Genomic DNA, 21,063 nt, shown 5'->3' with positions numbered 1-21,063 from the left:
ACGACCATTCTAGATATTTGAAAACGATAATATTGAAGGAGCAAATAATGAGCAGGCTGCCCGATTTTTGCGCGCCCGTGACCCTCGGAGCAAAGTTATCTCATTGTCACTTCAGTTTGTTTTCGATCGGCCGGTCGCCCCGAGATCATCGGGTGCGCCGCAAATTCTTAGCATTTTGAACATTTTAGCTAGATGGAGGTCTGCCATGCACCGGACGCGAGAGACGCTGGCATGGGCTTTGCAACGTAGTCCGGCAGCACCTGGAAAAAGGGGTGCCGCTTGCAGGAGAGAGACATCATGAAATCCATACTGATGCGAGGCGTTGTGACTGCCGCCGCATTCACCGCACTGGCGGCGACCGCCACCAGCGGATCCGTATTTGCGCAGGAATCCGTATTGCGCGTCGCCATGACAGCTGCCGACATTCCCGACTGGACCGGCGCCCCCGACCAGGGCTACGAGGGCTACCGCTTTGCCGGCTACACTATGTATGACGGTCTGGCGATCTGGGATCTCTCGAGCTCGGATGTCGCCGCCGACATCGTCCCCGGCCTGGCCACCAGCTGGGAAGTCGACCCCGCCGACAACCTCTCATGGACCTACCACCTGCGCGAGGGCGTGACCTTCCACGACGGCTGCCCGTGGAACGCCGACTCGGCGGTGTGGAATTTTGCCCGCGTCATGGACTCCGCCTCGCCGCAGTTCAACGCTCGTCATGCCGGCATGCAGGGCTCCGGCGTCGTCAACGTCGCCGGCGTTGAGAAGGTGGACGATCTCACCATCAAGATCACCACCAAGACGCCCGCGTCACTGCTGCCCTACGACCTCGCCATGTTCTACATGATCTCGAACTGCGGCGTCGAAGCGACGGGCAATGACTACGTCAAATATGCCGAGAAGCCCGCCGGCACCGGCCCCTACAAGTTTGACAAGCTGGTCCCGCATGAGCGGCTCGAACTGGTCAAGAACGAGAGCTACTGGAATCCTGATCGCGTGCCCAAGCACGATCGCCTGGTGCTGCTGCCGATGCCGGAAGCGTCGACCCGTGCCGCTGCCCTGCTCTCGGGGCAGGTGGACTTCGTCGAGGCTCCCTCGCCGGACACCATCCCGGCACTCAAGGGCGCGGGCATGCAGATCGTCACTGTGCCCTATCCGCACAACTGGAACTACCTGCTGCGCATGGACCAAGGGCCGTTCGCCGATATCCGCGTGCGCCAGGCCGCCAACATGGCTCTCAACCGCCAGGACATGGTCGACATGCTCCAGGGCATTGCCACTGCCGCCTACAACACGCTGATCGACTCCCAGCCATGGTACGGCACCCCCCCGGTCTACGAGTATGATCCCGACGGCGCCAAGGCGCTGCTTGAAGAAGCCGGCTGTATGCCGTGCGCCATCAAGATCGGCATCTCCACCTCCGGTTCCGGTCAGATGCAGCCGCTGCCCATGAACGAACTCGTCAAGGAACAGCTTGATGCCGCCGGCTTCGAGGTGGAACTGGTGCCGATGGACTGGAACGCCCTGATCGGCGTGTTCTTTGCCGGTTCGGAAAAATCTGGCTTCGACGGCATCAACTTCTCGATGGCGCCAATCGACGCCAGCCAGGGCATCCTCAAGAAGTGGATGAACGACTACGCGCCGCCCAGCTGCTGCAACTGGGGCTTCTACAAGAACGAAGAGGTCGAAAACCTCGGCTACGCCGCCCTCGCAGAGTTCGACAAGGCCAAGCGTGACGTGCTGCTGACCCAGGTCAACGACCTCGTCATGGCCGACGCCCCCGAACTGTTCATCGTCCACGACCTCAACCCGCGCGCCCTGTCGCCCAAGCTCTCCGGCTTCGTCCAGGCGCAGAGCTGGTTCCAGGACCTGACCCCGATCGTCGTCAATCCCTGATTGACGTCCCTGCTGACGTCGCGGACGCCCAGGGCGCCCGCGACACTTGGTGCAACGCCTTCTCGGGAGAACCACTTTGTGGCTTTACGCGCTCCGTCGCCTGGTCATGACCGTCCCGATCCTCTTCGGGGTCACGGTCATCTGCTTCGCCCTCGTCCAGATCGCCCCGGGCGACCCGGTACAAAACCTGGTGCGTCCCGACGCTAGTCCCGAGGACGTCGCCCGCCTGCGCGCCTACTACGGTCTCGATCAACCGATCTTCATTCAGTACGTGGTCTGGTTGTGGCGCGTCGTGCAGGGCGATCTGGGCATGTCCATCGCCAACAATACGCCGGTCGTCGGCGAAGTGCTCCGCGCCTTCTCCAACACCATCATCGTGGCCCTCATCTCGGTCGCCCTCGCCTTCGTCGTGTCGATGCTGCTGGGCACCATCGCAGCCACCCGCCAGGGCGGCATTGTCGACAAGCTGGTAACGGCCATTGCCGTCTTCGGTATCTCGGTCCCCACCTTCTGGCTCGCCGTCGTCCTCGTCATCTTCTTTGCCGTCAATCTCAACTGGCTGCCGGCGACGGGCATGGGCGCAAACGGTTCGGACGGCTTCAACTACTTCGACTGGAACGACCTCAAGTTCGCCATCATGCCGATTGTTGCGCTGGCTTTGCCGCCGCTGGGCATCATGACCCGAACCACCCGGTCTTCCCTCAGCGAGATCCTCAATCAGGACTTCATCCAGACCCTGCGGGCCAAGGGACTGAGTGGATTCGCCATCATCGTTCACGCCGTCCGCAACATCATGCCCCAGGCCATTGCCATGCTGGGCCTGCAGCTCGGCTACCTGATCGGCGGTTCGGTGCTGGTCGAAACGGTCTTTACCTGGCCCGGCACCGGCTACCTGCTCAACAAGGCCATCCTGACCCGCGACATCCCGCTGCTGCAGGGCACCATCCTGGTGCTGGCCACGGTGTTCGTTCTCATCAATCTCGTCGTTGATCTGATCCAGTCGCTGGTCGATCCGCGCATCAAACGTATCTGACGGAGGCGCACATGACCGACATTCCTGCCGGCAGCATGCCGGCCAGCACCCCGGCGGGCCAGGGCGCCCCCGCCACCAAGGTTCGCTCCTACTGGGGCAGCGTCTGGAACCGCCTGCGCTACGATCCGGTGACGCTGTTTTCCCTCGCCCTGATCATCCTCATCGTCCTTGCTGCGGTCTTCGCGCCATGGCTGGCGCCGATGGATCCCGAAAAATCCAGCATGGCCAATCGCCTGCGGCCCATCGGCTACAAGAACTACCTGCTCGGCACCGACGAACAGGGCCGCGACATGCTCAGCCGCATGCTCTGGGGCGGCCGCGTGTCGCTGATGATGGGCATCCTGCCGGTCTTCTTTGCTACCCTGATCGGGGGTGCCTTCGGCGTCGTCGCCGGCTACTACGGTGGCAAGGTCAACATGGTGATCATGCGCACCATGGATGTCTTCTTCGCTTTCCCCTCGGTGCTGCTCGCGGTGGCCATCGCCGGCAGTCTGGGGGGTGGCATCGGCAATCAGATGCTCACCCTCACCGTCGTTCTCATCCCGCCCATCTGCCGTGTCGCCGAAACCGCCACCAGTCAGGTCCGTGCTCTCGACTTCGTCGACGCGGCCCGCGCCAGCGGCGCATCGACGATCTCCATTCTGCTCAGCCACGTGCTGATCAACGTCCTCTCGCCGGTGCTGGTCTACTCGTCCACCCTGGTGTCGATCTCGATCATTCTCGCCTCCGGCCTCTCCTTCCTCGGTCTGGGCGTCTCCCCGCCCACCGCCGACTGGGGCCTGATGCTCTCCACGCTGCGCCAGTCGATCTACGTCCAGCCGCTCGTGGCGGCGATTCCCGGCGTTGCCATCCTCATCACCTCGATTGCCTTTAATCTCGTCTCCGACGGATTGCGCCAGGCAATGGACGTCAAGACCTGAGAAGGGAAGCACACTCATGACCGACCTGATCGAAACGTCCGAACCCCAGGCCACCGATCCGCGCGACCGCGGTGGCCCCGCCCAGCCCATGCTGATTGTCGAAGGCATCAAGAAGTACTTCCCGATCCGGGCCGGGCTGCTCAACCGCACCGTCGCCGAAGTGAAGGCCGTCGACGATATCTCCTTCTACGTGCTCAAGGGCGAAACACTCGGCATTGTCGGCGAGAGCGGCTGCGGCAAGTCCACGCTGGCCCGTCTGCTGATGTACCTGGTCGACAAGGACGGGGGGAACCTGATCCTCGACGGCGATGCCGTCGGCGAAAAGAATGGCATGTCACTCGAAGGCCTGCGCCGTTCGCTGCAGATGGTCTTTCAGGACAGCTACTCGTCGCTCAATCCGCGTCTGCCGATCGAGCAGTCGATCGCCTATGGCCCCAAGGTGCAGGGTACCAGGGCCAGGCAGGCCAAGGACCAGGCTCGGGCCCTGCTCGAAAAGGTGGGCCTCAAGCCCAACCTCTTCAGCCAGCGTTATCCGCACGAACTGTCCGGCGGCCAGAAGCAGCGCGTCAACATCGCCCGGGCCCTGGCCCTTGATCCGCGCCTGCTCATTCTCGACGAAGCCGTCTCGGCCCTCGACAAATCCGTCGAGGCCCAGGTTCTCAACCTGCTCGGTGACCTCAAGGAGCAGCTCAACCTCACCTATATCTTCATCTCCCACGACCTGCACGTGGTGCGCTTTATCTCCGACCGCGTGCTGGTGATGTACCTGGGGCAGGTGGTCGAGATCGGCCCCGTCGAGAAGATCTACGAGGATCCCAAGCATCCTTACACCCGGGCGCTGCTCGATTGCCGGCTCAGCATGGATCCCGACGAGCGTGTCGAGGCTGCACCGCTGGCCGGCGATCCACCCAACCCGGTCAACCCGCCTTCGGGCTGCCGCTTCCACACCCGCTGTCCGCATGTCGAGGAAGTCTGCATGGCCAAGGCGCCGCCGCTGGGCGACGTACTGCGGGCCGGGCCGGATCAGCATCTGGCCGCCTGTCACATGATCCATGCCGGCTCGGGTCACAGCAAGGCGCCCGATGCCCCTTCCAACGCCCTGCCGGTCTGGCATGGAGAAGCAAGATGAACGAGATGAGAAACCCCGACGTGCTCGCCGCAGAACCGCAGGGCGAAGTCACCCGCCCCTACGTGCAGGTCAAGGACCTGAATGTCCGCTTCGTCAGCCGCGAGGCGACGGTCAAGGCAGTGAACGGCGTTTCCTTCGATCTCGACCGCGGGCAGGTGCTCTGCGTCATCGGCGAGTCCGGCTCGGGCAAGTCGGTGATGATGCGCTCGCTGCTGCGCCTCCATGACAAGAAGCGCACCATCATCGATGGCACCATGCGGGTCGGCGATGACGAGATCACCACCGTCAGCGACAGGAAGATGTCCGAGCTCCGCGGCTCGACGATATCGATGATCTTCCAGGAGCCGATGACGGCGCTCGATCCGCTCTACACCATCGGCGACCAGATTGCCGAAACGGTGATGCGCCACGAAAAGATCGATCGCGACGCAGCCTGGAAGCGGGCCCTCGAACTGCTCGAACTGGTGCGTGTGCCGTCACCCGAGCGTCGCCTCAAGGCCTATCCGCACGAGCTCTCCGGCGGCCTTCGCCAGCGCGCCATGATTGCCGTCGCGCTCTCCTGCCGGCCGAGCATCCTGCTTGCCGACGAGCCGACCACGGCGCTCGATGCCTCGGTGCAGATCCAGGTGCTGGTGCTGCTGCGCAAGCTGCAGCGCGAGATGGGCATGTCGATGATTTTCGTCACCCACGATCTGGGTGTCGCCGCGCAGATCGCCGACAAGGTTGCCGTCATGTATGCCGGCCGTATCATCGAATATGGCGAGGCCCGCGACGTGCTGATGCGCCCGCAGCATCCCTACACCAAGGCCATGCTGTCCTCGACCGTCAAGGATCAGGCGAAGGGCAAGACCCTCGAAGCCATTGCCGGCACCCCGCCCGACCTTCGGGCACTGCCCGACGGCTGCAGTTTCGCACCGCGCTGCAAATATGCCGGCCCCGACTGCCAGGTCGCCATGCCCGATCCGCTGGTCGACGGCCGCGGTCATATGGTGCGCTGCTCCAAGGTCCGCATCATGGGCGGCCTGCTGATGTTCGATGAGGGCATGGCCCGCGAGGCGCATCAACTCGAGCCGGCCTAGAACCCGGGCAGCCGCGATAGGCAGTCACTCGCACCTAGATACTTGAAAAAGAATTAATTGAATAATTGACTAAATGGAGGCGGTGCGCGAAGCTTCCGGAACAGCGGAACAAGGGGATTTGCATTGGCGACATATCATCTCGAGCCCAGCGTGGAAGCCTGCCACTACGGCTATTTCGACGCCACGCGGGAGCCGGTTCTGCGGGTCAAGAGCGGCGACACCGTCACCATCGATACGGTCACCGGTTCGCCTGACGTGGTGCCCGATCCCGACAAGTTCATCGTGCCCCCGGTGCTGTCGGAAATCCATGCCAAGCTGAAGCCCGAGGGGCCGCATATCCTCACCGGCCCGGTCTATGTCGAGGGGGCGAAACCCGGCAACGTGCTGGAGGTGCGCATCAAGGAAGTGTCGCTGCTCCAGGACTGGGGCTTCCAGATCGTCCTGCCGCTGATGGGCACCCTGCCGCACGACTATGACGAGCCCGTCAAGGTCAACATTCCCTGCGACCTCGAACGCAATGTCGGCATCATGCCCTGGGGCCTGGAACTGCCGCTGGCGCCGTTCTTCGGCGTCATGGGGCTGGCGCCGCCCAAAGGCTGGGGCCGCATCAGCTCGATCGCGCCGCAATCGACCGGCGGCAATCTCGACAACAAGGAACTGGTTGCCGGCTCGACCCTCTATCTGCCGGTCCATACCGAAGGCGGTCTCTTCTCCTGTGGCGATGGTCATGGCTGTCAGGGCGATGGCGAAGTCTGCGTCACCGCCATCGAGACTGCATTGCGCGGCACCTTCGAGTTCATCGTGCGCGACGATCTCACCTTCACCTATCCGCGCGCCGAGACGCCCACGCACCACATCAGCATGGGCATGGATCCCGACCTCGACCAGTGCGCCATTCGCGCCCTGCGCGACATGATCGCCATGCTCGGCGAGAAGGCCGGTCTGACTGCCACCGAAGCCTACATGCTCTGCAGCCTCGCGGGTGATCTGCACATCACCCAGACGGTCAACGGCTCCAAGGGCGTCCACATGATGATGGACAAGAAGAATTTCATTCGTTGAGGAACTAGTGCCTTGAGCAAGATCCGCATTGCCCACCTGGCTGGCCCCACGGCCACCATCCAGAACACTCCACCGCTGGTGACCTCGAACAAGGCGCGCGCCAGAAAAGGCCTGCCACCGGTGACCGCCGGTTCGGGCAATGCCTCCCGGTTCGATCCCCTCCGCGCCCAGCGTCTCGCGGCGCGGGTCAAGGTCTATGTCGAGCAGTTCTCGGCTCACCCGCTCGAGGCCGACACAGCAGAACTCTATGATGCACCCGATGGCTATATCGGCCCGGACGGCGCCTTCTCCATTGAGAGGATGTCCGATGCCGACAAGCCCGTCTATGAAATCGAACTGACGCCCGACGACGGCCTCTACCCGCTGCCCTACATGGCCATGCAGGCCGATGGCTCGCCGTGGGAAGAGGAAGGCACCAAGCCCCTCGGCCCGATCGCCCGGCAAGGCTTCTATCCGGATGGTTCGCGCAGCTTTGAGGAAATCGACCGTCTCTCCATCGGTGCCGACGGCAAGGTCAACATGATCAGCGGCCGCGCCGAGGTCGACTTCTATCGCGTCCTGCCGCCCGGCGGCTTCACCAAGGGTCTGTCGCAGGACCGCCGCGCCGATACCGGCGAGGGGGATACCCCGGCCGAGCGGATGGGTCACGATTTCTTCGCTTACAAGCCCTTCCATCTCGCCAAGTCGCCGCCGCGTCCGGCACTCGCCAAGATCACCAACGATGTGCAGGCCATCATGTCGTCGGGCAAGTATGACGGCGCCATCTGGACCCAGGGCTCGCCGCAGGTCGAGGAGAGTGCCTACTGGTTCAACCTGCTCATCGACACCGATCTGCCTATCGCCTGCAACGCCGCCCAGCGCCCGCAGGGCCAGATCAGCAATGACGGTCCGGCCAACATCGTCGACAGCGTCACCTATATCGAAAGCGGCATCTGGAAGGACGGCAAGGGCGGCAATCGCGCCGGCACGGTCGTCATTCAGGAGCAGCAGTTCTTTGCCGCACGCGAAGTGGCCAAGGTCGACGCGCGCCCCGGCGGCTATGTCGCCACCGGCGGCCACAGCGGCATCCTCGGGCAGGTCACCCATATGGGCACGCCCTACATGATGTACGTCCCGGCCTACAAGCACACCGCCGGCTCCGACGTGAACACCACCAGACTCCCCGCTAGCGTGAAGGCGACCCGCCTCGCGGGGGAGACCGTCGAGACCTACGATTTCCCGATCAAGGACGCAGGCGGCAAGCTGCTCGCCGACGCCATCCCGTCCGTCTCCATCGTCAAGGAAGGCGGCTACTTCGCCGACAGCTTCGGCGATGATCCCACCCCCGAGGCCGATCTCGAATTCCTCATCCGGCACAAGCTCGGCGGCGGCCGTCTTGGCGGCTTCGTCATCGAGGGCCTCGTCCCCTATGGCAACATCACCTCGGAACTGCGCGGCAGCCTGTTGCGCATGGCGAGCTTTTCCGGCCTGCCGGTGGCCCGCACCGGCCGCGGTTACCCCGAGGGCTTCGCCGATCCCGAGCCGTTCAGCATCGCCGGCCTCAACCTCACCTCGACCAAGGCCCGGCTGCTGTTGATGGCCTGCCTGATGAAGTTCGGCGCCCTGCCGGCGGCCAGGGACCCCCGGCATCCAACCGGCGACGAGGTCGCGGCCCTCAAGGCGGCGCTGGTCAACTACCAGCAGGTCTTCAACACCCACTAGGAGGCGGCGGTGCTGCGGCTTCACGGCATCATTGGGACATCGGAGGATCCCGCCTATCGCGGGCTCCTGCACGATCTCGAACATGCCGGTGGCATCGAGCTCCTGTTCGTGCCGCCGGCCGATGCCGGGCGCAAACGCTTCCGCCTCGCCACCGACCGCGGCACCGACTGCGCCGTCAGCCTTGACCGCGACGAACAGCTCACCGATGGCGCGCTGCTCTACATCGATCCGGCCCGCGCCATCATCGCCCGCTTCGGCGAGCAGGCCTTCTGGCGCCTGCGCCCCGTCGATGAAACCGCAGCGCTCAAGCTCGGCTGGAACGCCGGCAATCTGCACTGGCGCGTCCGCTTCGAGGACGATTGCCTCGTTGTCCTGCTCGATGGCCCGCTGCACGACTACCGGGCCCGCATCCTGCCGCTGCTGGACGGCGGCGATGTCGAAGAGGTGGGCGATGTTTGACGCCGCTACCGCCCTTGCCCTGCTGCAATATGGTGACAGCGCCTATCCCGCTGGCGGCTTCGCCTTTTCCTGGGGCGTCGAAGGCCTCGCGGCCGACGGCTATCTCGATACGCCCGAGGCACTCGACGCCATCGTGCGCGATCATCTGCATGACCGCTGGGCCACCATGGATCGGCCGCTGCTGTGCCGCGCCTTTAGCGCCAGCGATCTCGAGGCCGTCGCCGTCGTCGACCGCTACGCCGAGGCGGCCACCGCCTCGGCCCAGATGCGCGACGGTTCGCACCGCGCCGGCAAGGCGCTGCTCGGCATCGCCGTGCGCCTCGGCGGCCCGCTTTCCACCAGCTATCGCGCCATGGCCTCGGCCGACCCGCGCCTTGGCCATCTGCCGGTCGTCCAGGCCGTGGCCTTCCGCGATGCCGGGCTCGACCTGGCGGCGGCGGAACTGCTCTCCGGCTGGACCCTGGTGACCGGTCTCGTCAGTGCCGCCGTGCGGCTCGGCACCATCGGCCACGTCGAGGCGCAGCAGGCGCTGTCCGCCGCCCGTATCGTCCTCGCTGCGCTGCTCGCCACGCCGTCGTGTGACGACGTCCAGCCATCCAGCTTCACGCCCCTCATCGATATCGCCGTCACCCGTGGCCCGTCCCGCCACATCCGCATGTTCGCCACCTGAGCCGGTGCATTGCCGCTTCGGCAACGCACCTCAGAATTACGAGGTCGAGGATGAATCTCACGCCAACGGAAATGGATCGTCTGACGATCTTCACGGCCGCCGAGATGGCGCGCCGCAATCGCGCCCTCGGCATCCGCCTCAGCCATCCCGAGGCCGTGGCCCTGCTGTCCGACGAGGTCATGCTCGCCGCCCGCCGCGACATGCCCTATGCCGAGATCCGCGACATGGCGAGCCGGCTGCTCACCACGGACGATGTCGAGCCCGGCGTCGCCGAAATGATCCCCATGGTCTACATCGAATGCGCCTTTGCCGAGGGTACGAAACTGCTTGTGCTCTTCGAGCCCGTCGGTCCCGGCGACCAGCCGTCCGACGAGGCCACCTATCCCGGCCAGATCATGACGCCGGGCGGCGAGATCAGCTTTTTCGAGGACGGACCGTCGGTCACCATCGACGTCGTCAATACCGGCGACCGCGACATCCAGGTGCGCAGCCACACCCATTTCTTCGAGGCCAATCGCATGCTCGAGTTCGACCGCGCCAGGGCCTGGGGCATGAAGGTCGATCGTCCTGCCGGCATGGGCATCCGTTTCGAGCCCGGCGCAGTCAAGTCGGTGCGGCTGGTGCCCATCGCAGGTCGCCGCGTGGTGCTCGGCCAGGCCGGCCTCGTCAATGGCCCGCTGGAGGCCGAAGGCGCGCTCGACCGCGGTCTCGAACTGGCCCGCGCCCGCGGCTACAAGGGAGCCTGAGCATGTCCACCCTGACCCGCGACGCCTACGCCCGCCTCTATGGCCCCACCACCGGCGACGTCATCCGCCTCGCCGACACCGAATTGCTGATCGAGATCGAGCGCGACCACGCCATCTACGGCCACGAACTGGTGCTGGGCGCCGGCAAGAACCTGCGTGATGGCGAGGCCATCAACGCCTTTGCCCGGCCCAGCGACGGCATCCTCGATATCGTCATCTACAGCGCCACCATTGTCGATGCCGTCACCGGCATCATCAAGGCCGATATCGGCATCCGCGACGGCCGCATTGTCGGCATCGGCAGGGCCGGCAATCCCGACACCATGCCCGGCATCGATCCGCACATGCTGGTCGGCAGCACCACCCAGCAGATCCCCGGCATCAACTACATCGTCACCGCCGGCGCCATCGAGAGCCACGCTCATATCGGCTCGCCCGAGCAGTCCGAGCATGCGCTGGCCGGCGGCACCACCACGCTGGTCGGTTCCGGCCCGCTCGATGTCGGCAGCGGCACCACCCGCTCGTTCGGCCTGCTGCTCCAGGGCATGGAAAGCTCGCCGGTCAACTACGCGCTGTTCGGACGCGGCAGCACCAGCCCCGAGGCCGTCGAGGAATCCGTCGCGGCCGGCGCCGCCGCCATCAAGATCCACGAGGACTGGGGCGCCGCCCCCGCCGTCATTGACGGTTCGCTGATCGCCGCCGACCGCAACGACTTCGCCGTGCATCTGCATACCGATACCATCAACGAGTTTCTCTTCGCCGAAGACACCATGGCGACCTGCGCCGACCGCACCATCCACATGTACCATGTCGAGGGCGCCGGCGGCGGCCACGCCCCCGACCTGCTCAAGGTCTGCTCCTGGGACAACGTCATTCCGTCTTCGACCAACCCCACCAACCCCTACACGCAATACGCGATGGAAGAGGGGCTGCCGATGGCCATGATCGCCCACAATCTCAACTACAATACCCCCGAGGACCTGCTGTTCGGCGAGGCCCGGGTCCGGGCCGGCACCGTCGCCGCCGAGGACTTCCTCCACGATATGGGCGCCATCTCCATCTTCGGCACCGACACTCAGGGCATGGGCCGGCTTGCCGAAAACGTTGCCAAGTGCTGGCAGCTGGCGTCGGTGATGAAAGAGCGCATCGGCCGTCTGCCCGAGGAGACCACCGCCCGCGCCGATAACGAGCGGGTCAAGCACTACATCGCCAAGCTCACCATCAACCCCGCGATCGCCGTCGGCATCGACGACTATGTCGGTTCCGTCGAGGTCGGCAAGATCGCCGATCTGGTCCTGTGGCCGCGCGCCTCCTTCGGGGTGAAACCGTGGATCGTTATGAAGAACGGCGCCATCACCTGGCAGGCCATGGGCGACGGCAATGGCAGCCTGGGCCTCGCCGAACCGCAGGTGCAAAAGACCATGTGGGGCGGCCTTGGTCTCGCGACGCAAAAGGTTGGCTTCACCTTCGTCAGCAAGCTCGCTCTCGCCGCCGGCATCGGCGACAAGCTCTGCCTTGGCAAGAAGCTGCTGCCCATCAAGTCGGTCCGTCATCTGCGCAAGAAGCACATGGTGCGCAACGATGCGCTGCCGGCCATCGAGGTCGATCCGCAAACCTTCGAGGTTCGTGCCGATGGCAGGTTGCTGACCTGCGCCCCGGCCACCAGGGTGCCGTTGATGCGGAGGTACATGCTGCGATGAACCAGCTGTCACCCGCCCGCACGACGGGCGCCAAACCCATCGCCGCCGCCCGCGTCGGCATTGGCGGCCCGGTCGGCTCTGGCAAGACCGCCATGGTCGAGCGGCTGATCCCGGCGCTGCTGACGCGCGGCATCGACATTGCTGTCATCACCAACGACCTCGTCACTGCCGAGGACGCCGAGCGCATCCGCCGCTCCGGCCTCATCGATCCGGCACGCGTCTCGGCCGTCGAGGCTGGCGCCTGCCCACATACCGTCATCCGCGAGGACCCCACGCTCAACATCGAGGCCGCCGACGAACTGGAGCGCCGCTTTCCCGGCGTCGAACTGATCCTGCTCGAATCCGGTGGCGACAATCTCGCCTCGACCTTTTCCCGCGACCTCACCGATTTCTGGATGTTCGTCATCGACGTCGCCGGTGGCGATGACATCCCGCGCAAGCGCGGCCCCGGTGTCATCCGCTCCGACCTGCTGGTGATCAACAAGACCGATCTGGCGCCCCATGTCGGCGTCGACCTCGAGCGCATGCATGCCGAGGCGCTGAAGGTCCGCGATCAGCGGCCGGTGCTGCTGACCAACTGTCGCAAGGGCGAGGGGATCGATGCAGTGGTCGATCTCATCGAGCGCGACGTGCTGTTTCGCGCGTGAACGCCCAGTTGCCGATAGCCGCCCGGCGGCAGCTCGATCTGAGCTTTGTCCGCCGCGGCGATCGCACCGCGCTCGACCGGCGGCTGTTCACCTGGCCCTTCGTCCTCACCCGCACCTTCCATCACGACACCGACCTGCCGCATCTGCAGTCGGTCATGCTGCAAACTTCGGGCGGCGCCATTCTCGGCGAGGACCACCTGCGCCAGCACCTGCACCTGGGGCAGGGCGCCGCCGCCCACATCGCCACGCAGGGCGCCGCTTCCGTGCATCGCGCGCATCCGGGCATGACCACGCATGAGTCCGCGGCCATCTCGCTTGCCGCGCAAAGCTGGCTCGAATACCTGCCGCAGCCGCGCATCCTGTTCCCCGATGCCGCCATCAGCCAGTCCATCGAGATCGATTGCGATCCAGCCGCCACCGCTTTCATCGCCGATGGCTTCACCCTGCATGACCCCGCCCGCAGCGGCCGCCTCTTCCGCCGCATGCAGTCTGCGCTGCTGGTGCGCGTGGCGGGAGAACCGGTGCTCGTCGACCGGTTCGACATCGCCGGCGAACCGCGTCATTTCACCCGTCACGCCTGCTTCGGCACTCTGCTGATGCTGGCTGCCCGGCCCGCCGAGGCCCTGGAAGCCTGGGCGCTGGATCTCTCGGCGGCCCTGGCCGAGGTTCCCGGACTCTATGCCGCCGCCAGCCTGCTGCCGGCCTCGGCGGGGATTGGCGTCCGTCTCGCTGCCTCTGAACTCCGGCACCTGCGCACCGGCTCGGAGCTTGCCCACCGTCATCTGCGCCGGCATCTCCTCACTTCGACCCCGTGATCCGCCTCCTGGTTGTCCGTAGCGGGCGACAATCAGCAGTTTTGCCGCTATAATTCCCCCAATTTCAAGCAACGCGTCGCCCCGGACGCGTGGAGGGCTGGTGATGGCAGATACGGTCACGACGCCGAGAACGACGACCCGCAAGAAGGTGGCCCGGCCACCCCTGTTCAAGGTGATTCTCGTCAATGACGATTTCACGCCGCGCGACTTCGTCGTGCGCATCCTCAAGGCGGAGTTCCGCATGGGCGAGAGCGAGGCCAGCAAGGTCATGCTGACCGCCCATATGAAAGGCTCTTGTGTCGTCGCGGTCTTCACCCGCGAGATCGCCGAGACCAAGGCCAACCGGGCCACCGAGTTCGCCCGCGATCAGGGTTTCCCGCTGCTTTTTGCCACCGAGCCCGAGGAATAGGCACAAGGGCTAACATTTGTTGTACCCCGCCACATCGGCTACGGTGATGGTCCGGAACGCGATATCAGCGTTTCTCTTGCACATTTGCTCGGCGTCGAGATTTTGGGGGTTTAGTGCGCGATCAGGGTTCGCCATTTGTGGCGCTTGTCGTTGATGATGAGTATCTCATCGCCATCGAACTGGAGTCGATGTTGACGGCTGCAGGATTTCAGGTGCTCAGCGCCGTCAGCGTGGCCGAAGCCCGGGGCTTGACCGCCGACACGCCGGTCAACGTTGCCGTCCTCGATTTCCGCATGGGAGAGCGCGCGCTCGATCTCGCCCGGGACCTCAAGGCTCAGGGTGTTCCTGTGGTCTTTTGCACCGGCTCGATGGTCGAGGAAGTGCATGCCGTCTTTCCCGACGCGTCCGTCATAACCAAGCCGTTCATTGCCGAACTCGTGCTCTCGACCGTCACGGCGGCACTCGAACAGGCTAGCGCGGCTCGCGACTGAGGTGCAGGTAGAGCGGGTCGAACTGCGCCAGGTCTGACAATCCCTGCCAGTTGAGCACGCGGATTTCCTGCGTCTTCCATTCGATCAGCCCGCGCGCCCGCAACTCCTGGATCACCCGGTTGGTATGCACGGTTGAGAGCCCGAGCGTATCGCCGAGGTCGCCCTGCGTAATGGGCAGGCTGAGCGTGTCCCCGATCTGCCCGCTGTCGAAGGTCAGCCGCATGAACAGCTCGCACAGCAGGTGGGCCGCGCGATTGAGGGCAGGGTAGGCGCCCATCGTCACCAGCCACTGCCGGTGGATCGAGGCGTCGATCAGCGTCAGCAGCCAGAGCAGGCGCGCCAGGTGCGGCAGCCTCTCGGTGATGCGCTCCAGCCCGTCATGCGGCGCATAGGCGACGATACAGGGCGACAGACAGCCGACGGAGTGGTCCATCTGCTTGATCAGAAAGCTGTGCAGATCGACGAAATCGCCGGGCACATGGATGGCGGTGATCTGCCGTTTGCCGTTTTCCAGCGAGCTGTAGCGGCAGGTCAGGCCCGACAGCACCAGCGTGCTGCGGCCCGGGCGATCGCCCTCGCGTACAATGTCGGTCCCGGCCGGCAGCGCCTTGACCTCGCTCATTACTTCGGCGAGCGCCGCCTTTTCTTCCTCGCTCAGACTGTCGCGTAACGCCAGGCGCCGAAACAGCGGGTCAAAGCCTGGCGAGAGTGTCGGTGTCATACTGGATTTAGTCTCACATTCCCCTTGGGCGGCAGTGCCGCAACCCTATCGCTATCCTCCATGCCGCCGCCCGTCCAGACCATTTGCTAATCGCGCTTGCTCAGGCAATTGCGACTGTGGTCCATAGCGGGTGTGGATACGGGATTCGGCGCACAGGACGGGCTCGGCATCGCCAGAGAACCTCTCGGCGTGTTGCGCGAGGTGTTTGGTCACTCGGGCTTTCGCGGCCAGCAGGAGGCCGTGGTGCATCACGTCGCCGGCGGCGGCGATGCCGTGGTGCTGTTCCCCACCGGTGCCGGCAAGTCCATCTGCTACCAGGTCCCGGCGCTCTGTCGTCCCGGCGTTGCCATCATCGTCTCGCCGCTCATCGCTTTGATGCGCGATCAGGTCGAGGCCCTGCGGCAGGCCGGCATTCCGGCGGCCGCCCTCAATTCCTCGCTGTCGCCGGAGGATGCCCGCCAGGTTCGCGACCAGCTCCGCTCGGGGGAGCTCAAGCTGCTCTACGTCGCGCCGGAACGCCTCACCACCCCCAGCTTCCAGCACCTCCTGCAGGACGTCCATATCGGCCTTTTCGCCATCGACGAGGCGCATTGCGTCAGCCAGTGGGGCCACGATTTCCGGCCGGAATACCGCGAGCTCTCCTCGATTGCGGTCAACTATCCCGGCATTCCGCGCATCGCGCTGACCGCCACCGCCGATCCCCTGACCCGGGCCGACATCATCGAACGGCTGGCGCTCGGCGATGCTGCCGTCTTCGAAACCAGCTTTGACCGCCCCAACATCTCCTACGCCATCGTCGAGCGCGACAAGCCGCGCGATCAGCTGCTGGAATTTCTGGGCAAGCACAAGAACGAAAGCGGCATCGTCTATTGCCTCAGCCGCAAGAAGGTCGACGACATCGCCGACTGGCTTGAGGGCAGGGGCATTCGCGCGCTGCCCTATCATGCCGGCATGAGCGCGGCCGCCCGCGCCGCCAATCAGGATGCCTTCCTCACCGAGGACAGCCTCTGCCTCGTCGCCACCGTTGCCTTCGGCATGGGCATCGACAAGCCCGACGTGCGCTATGTCGCCCATCTCGACATGCCGGCCTCCGTCGAGGCCTACTACCAGGAAACCGGCCGCGCCGGCCGCGACGGCGCGCCGGCCGAGGCCTGGATGTGCTACGGCATGGCCGACGTGGTGCAGCGCCGCCGCATGATCGACGAGGGCAATGCCCCCGACGAGATCAAGCGCGTCGAGCATGGCAAGCTCTCGGCTCTGCTCGGCATCTGCGAAACCGCGCAGTGCCGCCGCAAGGCCATTCTCGCGCATTTCGGCGAAACCTATCCCGGCGATTGCGGCAACTGCGACACCTGCCTCTCGCCCGTCGCCACCTGGGACGGCACCGATGCTGCGGTGAAGGCTCTCGCCGCCATCTATCGGACCGGCCAGCGCTTCGGCGCCCAGCATGTCATCGATGTGCTGACCGGCAAGTCGACGGAACGGACGCAGAAGTTCGGCCATGACAGCCAGCCGGTCTTCGGCGCCGGCAAGGATATCGAGGCGCGCGTCTGGCAGTCGGTGTTCCGGCAATTGACCGCGGCCGGGCTGATCTTTGTCGATCACGCGGCGCACGGCGCCCTCAAGCTCTCCGAGGAGGCCCGCCCGGTCTTCAAGGGCGAGCGTCGCATCACCCTGCGCCGCGACCGTCCGCGCCGCGCCGCCGAGGTCCGCCGCTCGCTGCAGCGCGCCGTCAACCTGCCCGAAGGCGCCCAGCCGCTGTTCGATGCGCTGCGCGCCGAGCGCTCGCGCCTCGCCAAGTCGCAGGGCGTTCCGCCCTATGTGGTGTTTCAGGATGTGTCGCTGCGGGCCATGGCCACCGAGCGGCCGCAGAGCCTTGACGAGATGATGGGCATGCCCGGCGTCGGCCAGGCCAAGCTCGAGCGCTACGGCGCCATTTTCCTCGCGGTGATCCGCGCTAGCTGACTTCCTTGAGCATTTCGAGCAGCGAGCCGTCGAATTCGGCCACCTCCTCGACTTTCTTGGCGGCCGCAGCAAGGCCGAACTCGTGCCATCCCACCATGATGACGAGGCCCCCCACCTTGGTCTCCGAGGCCATCCAGCGCACGAGGACGGTACTGCATTCCATCTTCTTGCTGGTGGTCGGATTGACGAAGTTCCGCTTCGTCCGCACCACGGTGCCGGCCAGCGCCTGCTCGTTCTCTTCGCGCAGTGCCGGCGGCATGTCGGGAAAGAGCTTGTAGAGCGACTTCCCCACCGCGTCCGAGCGGTCGACCAGCTTGTGGCACTTGAGCCAGTAGGATGAGCATTCCAGCACCTGCATGTGCTCGTCGACAATCGCGATCGGGGCGGGCATGGCGCTGACCACGTCCTGCAGCAGCCTGTTGCGGCTGATCGAAATCGCTTCCTTGTGCGCTTCCTTGGTGATGTCGCGGCTCAGCCCGAACAGTTCTGTCACCCGGCCGTCCTGGATGCGCAGGTCGCCCATGCTTTCGATCACGCGTTCCTCGCCGTCCCCGCCAATGACACGCAGCACCGCGTGGAAGGCCTGCGTCTGTTGCAGCGTCGCCGCAATCAGCGACAGCAGCTTGCCGCGGTCGTCCGGATGGTAGCACTGCACCAGGAACTCCAGCGGCAGTGCCTCGTCCGAGTGCTCGACGCCATACACTTCGCTGGCCTTTTCCGAGAGCCGGACCTCGCCCGGGAAGATCACCTTCCACTGGCCGAACCCCAGCTGCTCCGACATCAGGTTGCTGACGGCCGCGCTGTCGACAAGCTCGGGCTGCGGCTCAGCCACAGCTGTTGAAGGGCGCGTGCTGTGGATCAGTTGTTTGCTGAATATCGGCATCTGGCTCGGAAACTTGCGACGTCCTGGAGGAGCAAGTGTCGGGTCTCCAGGTTAAGATCGCCTAACCAACCGCCCAGAAAGCGGCTCCGGAGCACCCTATCTGGTCTCTTCGAGCGCATTTGATGCAATGATGGAGCGGATTTCGCTCCGGCAGGACCCGCAATTGGTACCGGCCTTCAGCGCCGCCCCGACCGCCTCCACGCTTCGGCAGCCGCCCTTGGTGACCGCTTCGGTAATGGTATTGATCCCCACTTGGAAGCACGCGCAGATGATCGCGCCGCCATCCGGCCGGTCAAGTCCCGGCCGCCCAGCCAGCACTTCGGAGCGTCGCGCTCCGTCCGGCGCCTCGTTGAGCAGCGACGCCGCCCATTGCCGCGACACCAGCACCGGATCGGGCGACAGGTAGACGGCAAACCGCACCTGCCCGTCGACCACCTCGGCAAAGCTCAACCGTCCGCTGCGCGCGTCCTCCACCGAGAGCAGCCGTGTGCCGTCGGCGACGCCGAAGGCGGAGCGCACCCAGCCCTCGATATCCTCGGGTGCGCGTTGCCAAGCCAGCTCCACCCGTACCCCGCCCTCGGCCTGCGCCAGGGCCCAGTAGTCCGCCGCCGCCAGATCGGGCGCGGCGCGGCCGATGGCAAAGCCGTGAAATTCCATCTGCGCCGGCACGACGCTGACCTGCGCCATCTTCAGCGCCGGCTGCCCCGATTGCGGATCGACCTGCGCCTTGACCAGTGCGTCCACGCGCCCGGTCAACGAGAACTGCCCGGTCCAGTGCATCGGCACGAACACCGAGCCCCGGCGCTGTCGCTCGCTGAGCAGGGCCCGCACCACGGCGCTGCCATAGCCGTTCTCGAGCCGCACCAGCGTCGCCGGGCGTATGCCGAGCTCCCCGGCATCATCGGGATGCAGTTCGGCGAATGGCTCGGCCAGATGCGCCGAGAGGCGCGGCGTCTTTCCGGTGCGGGTCATCGTATGCCAGTGGTCGCGCACCCGCCCGGTGTTGAGGATCAGCATGCCCGGTGCCGCCACGATCGGCGGCGGCGGCGTCACGGCAACAAAGCGTGCCCGTGTCGACGGCGTATAGAATTTCCCGTCGGCAAACATGCGCGCCTTGCCCCATTGCCGCGGCACCAGTGCGTCATAGTCCAGGCCCTCGAACGGGCTCAAATCGAAGTCGCGCGTCCCGCCGTTCTCGAACGCCGACAGCGCCACATGCTCGGCAAAGATCTCTCCGGCATTGCGATAGGGGAAGGCGTTGGCAAATCCCATCCGCCGCGCCACCTCGGTAATGATCCACCAGTCCGGCCGCGCCTCGCCCGGCAGCGGCAGGAACGGTCGCTGCCGCGAGATCCGGCGTTCCGAGTTGGTGACGGTGCCATCCTTTTCGCCCCATCCCGCGGCTGGCAGGCGCACCTGCGCCTCGATCGCCGTGTCGGTCGCGGCCGCCATGTCCGAGACCACCACGAACGGGCAGGCCCGCAGCGCCGCGCGCACCTTGTCCGCCTCCGGCATCGAGTCGACCGGGTTCGTTGCCATGATCCACAACGCCTTGATGCGGCCGTCTGCGACGGCATCGAACAGCTCGACCGCCTTCAGGCCGGGCCTCTCGGCCACCCGCTCGCTGCCCCAGAAGCGCCCCACCCGCTCGCGCGCCGCCGCATCGAAGTCCATGTGCGCCGCCAGCATGTTGGCAAGGCCGCCAACCTCCCGTCCGCCCATCGCGTTGGGCTGCCCGGTGATCGAGAACGGTCCCATCCCCGGCAGCCCGATACGTCCCGTGGCGAGGTGGCAATTGATGATCGCGTTGACCTTGTCGGTACCTGTGGCCGACTGGTTGACCCCCTGCGAGAACACCGTCACCACCTTCTCGGTGGTCGCGAACCAGTCGTAGAACACGGCCAGGTCCCTGGCATTGAGGCCGGTGGCAGCGGCCACCCGCTCCTGCGTCCAGTCGCGCGCTGCCGCCAGTGCCGGGCGCAGTCCCTCGGTATAGGTGCCGGCAAACCCGACATCGATCGCTTTGTGGTCGCTGAGTGCTCGCAGCAGGCCGACAAACAGCGCCGTATCGCCATCCGGCGCGATCGGCAGGTGCAGGTCGGCAAGGTCGGCGCTCTGCGTTCGCCGCGGATCGATCAGCACGATCCGCATGTGCGGGCGCTTCTCCTTGGCGGCGGCGATGCGCTGGTAGATGACGGGATGACACCAGCCGAGATTGGACCCGACCAGGACGATGAGGTCCGCCAGTTCCAGGTCTTCGTAAGTGCCCGGCACCGTGTCCGAGCCGAAGGCGCGCTTGTGCCCGGCCACGGACGAGGCCATGCAGAGCCGCGAGTTGGTGTCGATATTGGCGCTGCCGATGAAGCCCTTCATCAGCTTGTTGGCGACGTAGTAGTCCTCGGTCAGCAGCTGGCCGGAGCCATAGATGGCAACCGAATCCGGACCGAAACGCTCCACCGTGTCCCGGAACGTCTGCGCCACCAGATCAAGTGCGCTGTCCCAGCTGACGCGCCAGCTGTCGATCTCGGGATGCAGCAGCCGCCCGTCCAGCGACAGCGTCTCGCCCAGCGCCGATCCCTTCGAGCACAGCCGCCCAAAATTGGCCGGATGGTCGGGATCGCCGGCAATCGCCACCGATCCGTCCTCCTGCGGGGTCGCCAGCACGCCGCATCCCACTCCGCAATAGGGGCAGGTGGTGCGCACGCTGCGGTCGGTGAGCGCAAAGGTCATGTCACCCCGA

General features: G+C 65.4%; 19 protein-coding genes. 16 read left to right on the top strand and 3 right to left on the bottom strand.

Annotated features, from left to right (window positions below; translation table 11 throughout):
* Positions 1–297: 297 nt before the first annotated feature.
* From AC0L4C_RS01570 to AC0L4C_RS01500, 15 genes are all read left to right on the top strand, one after another.
* A complete protein-coding gene (locus AC0L4C_RS01570; protein WP_473401766.1) occupies positions 298–1,893 on the top strand; it encodes an ABC transporter substrate-binding protein in 1,596 nt (531 codons plus the stop codon).
* 76 nt (positions 1,894–1,969) lie between these two features.
* On the top strand, positions 1,970–2,926 hold the full coding sequence (locus AC0L4C_RS01565) for an ABC transporter permease (protein ID WP_473401765.1): 957 nt from the start codon (positions 1,970–1,972) through the stop codon (positions 2,924–2,926).
* An 11-nt stretch (positions 2,927–2,937) separates the two neighbouring features.
* A complete protein-coding gene (locus AC0L4C_RS01560) occupies positions 2,938–3,846 on the top strand; it encodes an ABC transporter permease (protein ID WP_473401764.1) in 909 nt (302 codons plus the stop codon).
* A gap of 16 nt (positions 3,847–3,862) precedes the next feature.
* Positions 3,863–4,975: an ABC transporter ATP-binding protein gene (locus AC0L4C_RS01555; protein ID WP_473401763.1), complete on the top strand. Its 1,113-nt coding sequence runs from the start codon at positions 3,863–3,865 to the stop codon at positions 4,973–4,975.
* Positions 4,976–4,980: 5 nt separating this feature from the next.
* Complete coding sequence (locus tag AC0L4C_RS01550; protein WP_473403582.1) at positions 4,981–6,054, top strand: ABC transporter ATP-binding protein; 1,074 nt, start codon at positions 4,981–4,983, stop codon at positions 6,052–6,054.
* Between the two features lie 123 nt (positions 6,055–6,177).
* Positions 6,178–7,116 carry an acetamidase/formamidase family protein gene (locus tag AC0L4C_RS01545; RefSeq protein WP_473401762.1) on the top strand — a complete coding sequence of 313 codons (939 nt, stop codon included), beginning with the start codon at positions 6,178–6,180 and terminating at the stop codon, positions 7,114–7,116.
* A gap of 12 nt (positions 7,117–7,128) precedes the next feature.
* On the top strand, positions 7,129–8,817 hold the full coding sequence (locus tag AC0L4C_RS01540) for an asparaginase domain-containing protein (RefSeq protein ID WP_473401761.1): 1,689 nt from the start codon (positions 7,129–7,131) through the stop codon (positions 8,815–8,817).
* A 9-nt stretch (positions 8,818–8,826) separates the two neighbouring features.
* Positions 8,827–9,276 carry an urease accessory protein UreE gene (gene ureE, locus AC0L4C_RS01535; RefSeq protein ID WP_473401760.1) on the top strand — a complete coding sequence of 150 codons (450 nt, stop codon included), beginning with the start codon at positions 8,827–8,829 and terminating at the stop codon, positions 9,274–9,276.
* Entirely contained in the window at positions 9,269–9,946 is a 678-nt protein-coding gene (locus tag AC0L4C_RS01530; protein ID WP_473401759.1) for an urease accessory protein UreF, read from the top strand. Before ureE ends, AC0L4C_RS01530 begins: the two co-directional genes overlap by 8 nt.
* A 50-nt stretch (positions 9,947–9,996) precedes the next feature.
* Positions 9,997–10,692 carry an urease subunit beta gene (gene ureB / locus AC0L4C_RS01525; RefSeq protein ID WP_473401758.1) on the top strand — a complete coding sequence of 232 codons (696 nt, stop codon included), beginning with the start codon at positions 9,997–9,999 and terminating at the stop codon, positions 10,690–10,692.
* A gap of 2 nt (positions 10,693–10,694) precedes the next feature.
* Positions 10,695–12,392: an urease subunit alpha gene (gene ureC, locus AC0L4C_RS01520; protein ID WP_473401757.1), complete on the top strand. Its 1,698-nt coding sequence runs from the start codon at positions 10,695–10,697 to the stop codon at positions 12,390–12,392.
* Positions 12,389–13,039, top strand: coding sequence for an urease accessory protein UreG (gene ureG / locus AC0L4C_RS01515; protein WP_473401756.1), 651 nt, complete (start codon positions 12,389–12,391; stop codon positions 13,037–13,039). The genes ureC and ureG overlap by 4 nt, the downstream gene beginning before the upstream one ends.
* Before the next feature lie 8 nt (positions 13,040–13,047).
* Positions 13,048–13,854 carry an urease accessory protein UreD gene (locus AC0L4C_RS01510; RefSeq protein WP_473401755.1) on the top strand — a complete coding sequence of 269 codons (807 nt, stop codon included), beginning with the start codon at positions 13,048–13,050 and terminating at the stop codon, positions 13,852–13,854.
* Positions 13,855–13,957: 103 nt separating this feature from the next.
* Positions 13,958–14,263: an ATP-dependent Clp protease adapter ClpS gene (gene clpS, locus AC0L4C_RS01505; protein WP_473401754.1), complete on the top strand. Its 306-nt coding sequence runs from the start codon at positions 13,958–13,960 to the stop codon at positions 14,261–14,263.
* Between the two features lie 137 nt (positions 14,264–14,400).
* On the top strand, positions 14,401–14,754 hold the full coding sequence (locus AC0L4C_RS01500; RefSeq protein ID WP_473401753.1) for a response regulator: 354 nt from the start codon (positions 14,401–14,403) through the stop codon (positions 14,752–14,754).
* On the opposite strand, the gene AC0L4C_RS01495 is transcribed toward AC0L4C_RS01500, so the two are convergent.
* Positions 14,735–15,475 (bottom strand): Crp/Fnr family transcriptional regulator, encoded by a 741-nt coding sequence (locus AC0L4C_RS01495; RefSeq protein WP_473401752.1) that lies wholly within the window; start codon positions 15,473–15,475, stop codon positions 14,735–14,737. The genes AC0L4C_RS01500 and AC0L4C_RS01495 overlap by 20 nt on opposite strands.
* 132 nt (positions 15,476–15,607) lie before the next feature.
* On the opposite strand from AC0L4C_RS01495, the gene recQ reads away from it, so the two are divergent.
* Positions 15,608–17,440 (top strand): DNA helicase RecQ, encoded by a 1,833-nt coding sequence (gene recQ / locus AC0L4C_RS01490; protein WP_473401751.1) that lies wholly within the window; start codon positions 15,608–15,610, stop codon positions 17,438–17,440.
* Here the strand turns inward: recQ and AC0L4C_RS01485 are convergent.
* Positions 17,433–18,272 (bottom strand): PAS domain-containing protein, encoded by an 840-nt coding sequence (locus tag AC0L4C_RS01485; RefSeq protein ID WP_473401750.1) that lies wholly within the window; start codon positions 18,270–18,272, stop codon positions 17,433–17,435. The genes recQ and AC0L4C_RS01485 overlap by 8 nt on opposite strands.
* 147 nt (positions 18,273–18,419) lie before the next feature.
* Positions 18,420–21,053, bottom strand: coding sequence for a molybdopterin-dependent oxidoreductase (locus tag AC0L4C_RS01480; RefSeq protein ID WP_473401749.1), 2,634 nt, complete (start codon positions 21,051–21,053; stop codon positions 18,420–18,422).
* Positions 21,054–21,063 lie beyond the last annotated feature (10 nt).

The sequence above is a fragment of the Devosia sp. J20-27 genome (assembly GCF_055808595.1).
The sequence above is the reverse complement of the archived record's forward strand: the minus strand, read 5'-3'. Positions and strand labels throughout refer to the sequence as shown.

What these genes read in the sequence shown, in the direction of transcription:
- AC0L4C_RS01555 (WP_473401763.1), top strand. Translation starts at nt 3,863, where the DNA reads ATGACCGACCTGATCGAAACGTCCGAACCCCAGGCCACCGATCCGCGC.
- ureC (WP_473401757.1), top strand. Translation starts at nt 10,695, where the DNA reads ATGTCCACCCTGACCCGCGACGCCTACGCCCGCCTCTATGGCCCCACC.
- ureG (WP_473401756.1), top strand. Translation starts at nt 12,389, where the DNA reads ATGAACCAGCTGTCACCCGCCCGCACGACGGGCGCCAAACCCATCGCC.
- AC0L4C_RS01570 (WP_473401766.1), top strand. Translation starts at nt 298, where the DNA reads ATGAAATCCATACTGATGCGAGGCGTTGTGACTGCCGCCGCATTCACC.
- clpS (WP_473401754.1), top strand. Translation starts at nt 13,958, where the DNA reads ATGGCAGATACGGTCACGACGCCGAGAACGACGACCCGCAAGAAGGTG.
- AC0L4C_RS01560 (WP_473401764.1), top strand. Translation starts at nt 2,938, where the DNA reads ATGACCGACATTCCTGCCGGCAGCATGCCGGCCAGCACCCCGGCGGGC.
- ureB (WP_473401758.1), top strand. Translation starts at nt 9,997, where the DNA reads ATGAATCTCACGCCAACGGAAATGGATCGTCTGACGATCTTCACGGCC.
- AC0L4C_RS01530 (WP_473401759.1), top strand. Translation starts at nt 9,269, where the DNA reads ATGTTTGACGCCGCTACCGCCCTTGCCCTGCTGCAATATGGTGACAGC.
- AC0L4C_RS01480 (WP_473401749.1), bottom strand. Translation starts at nt 21,053, where the DNA reads ATGACCTTTGCGCTCACCGACCGCAGCGTGCGCACCACCTGCCCCTAT.
- AC0L4C_RS01550 (WP_473403582.1), top strand. Translation starts at nt 4,981, where the DNA reads ATGAGAAACCCCGACGTGCTCGCCGCAGAACCGCAGGGCGAAGTCACC.
- AC0L4C_RS01495 (WP_473401752.1), bottom strand. Translation starts at nt 15,475, where the DNA reads ATGACACCGACACTCTCGCCAGGCTTTGACCCGCTGTTTCGGCGCCTG.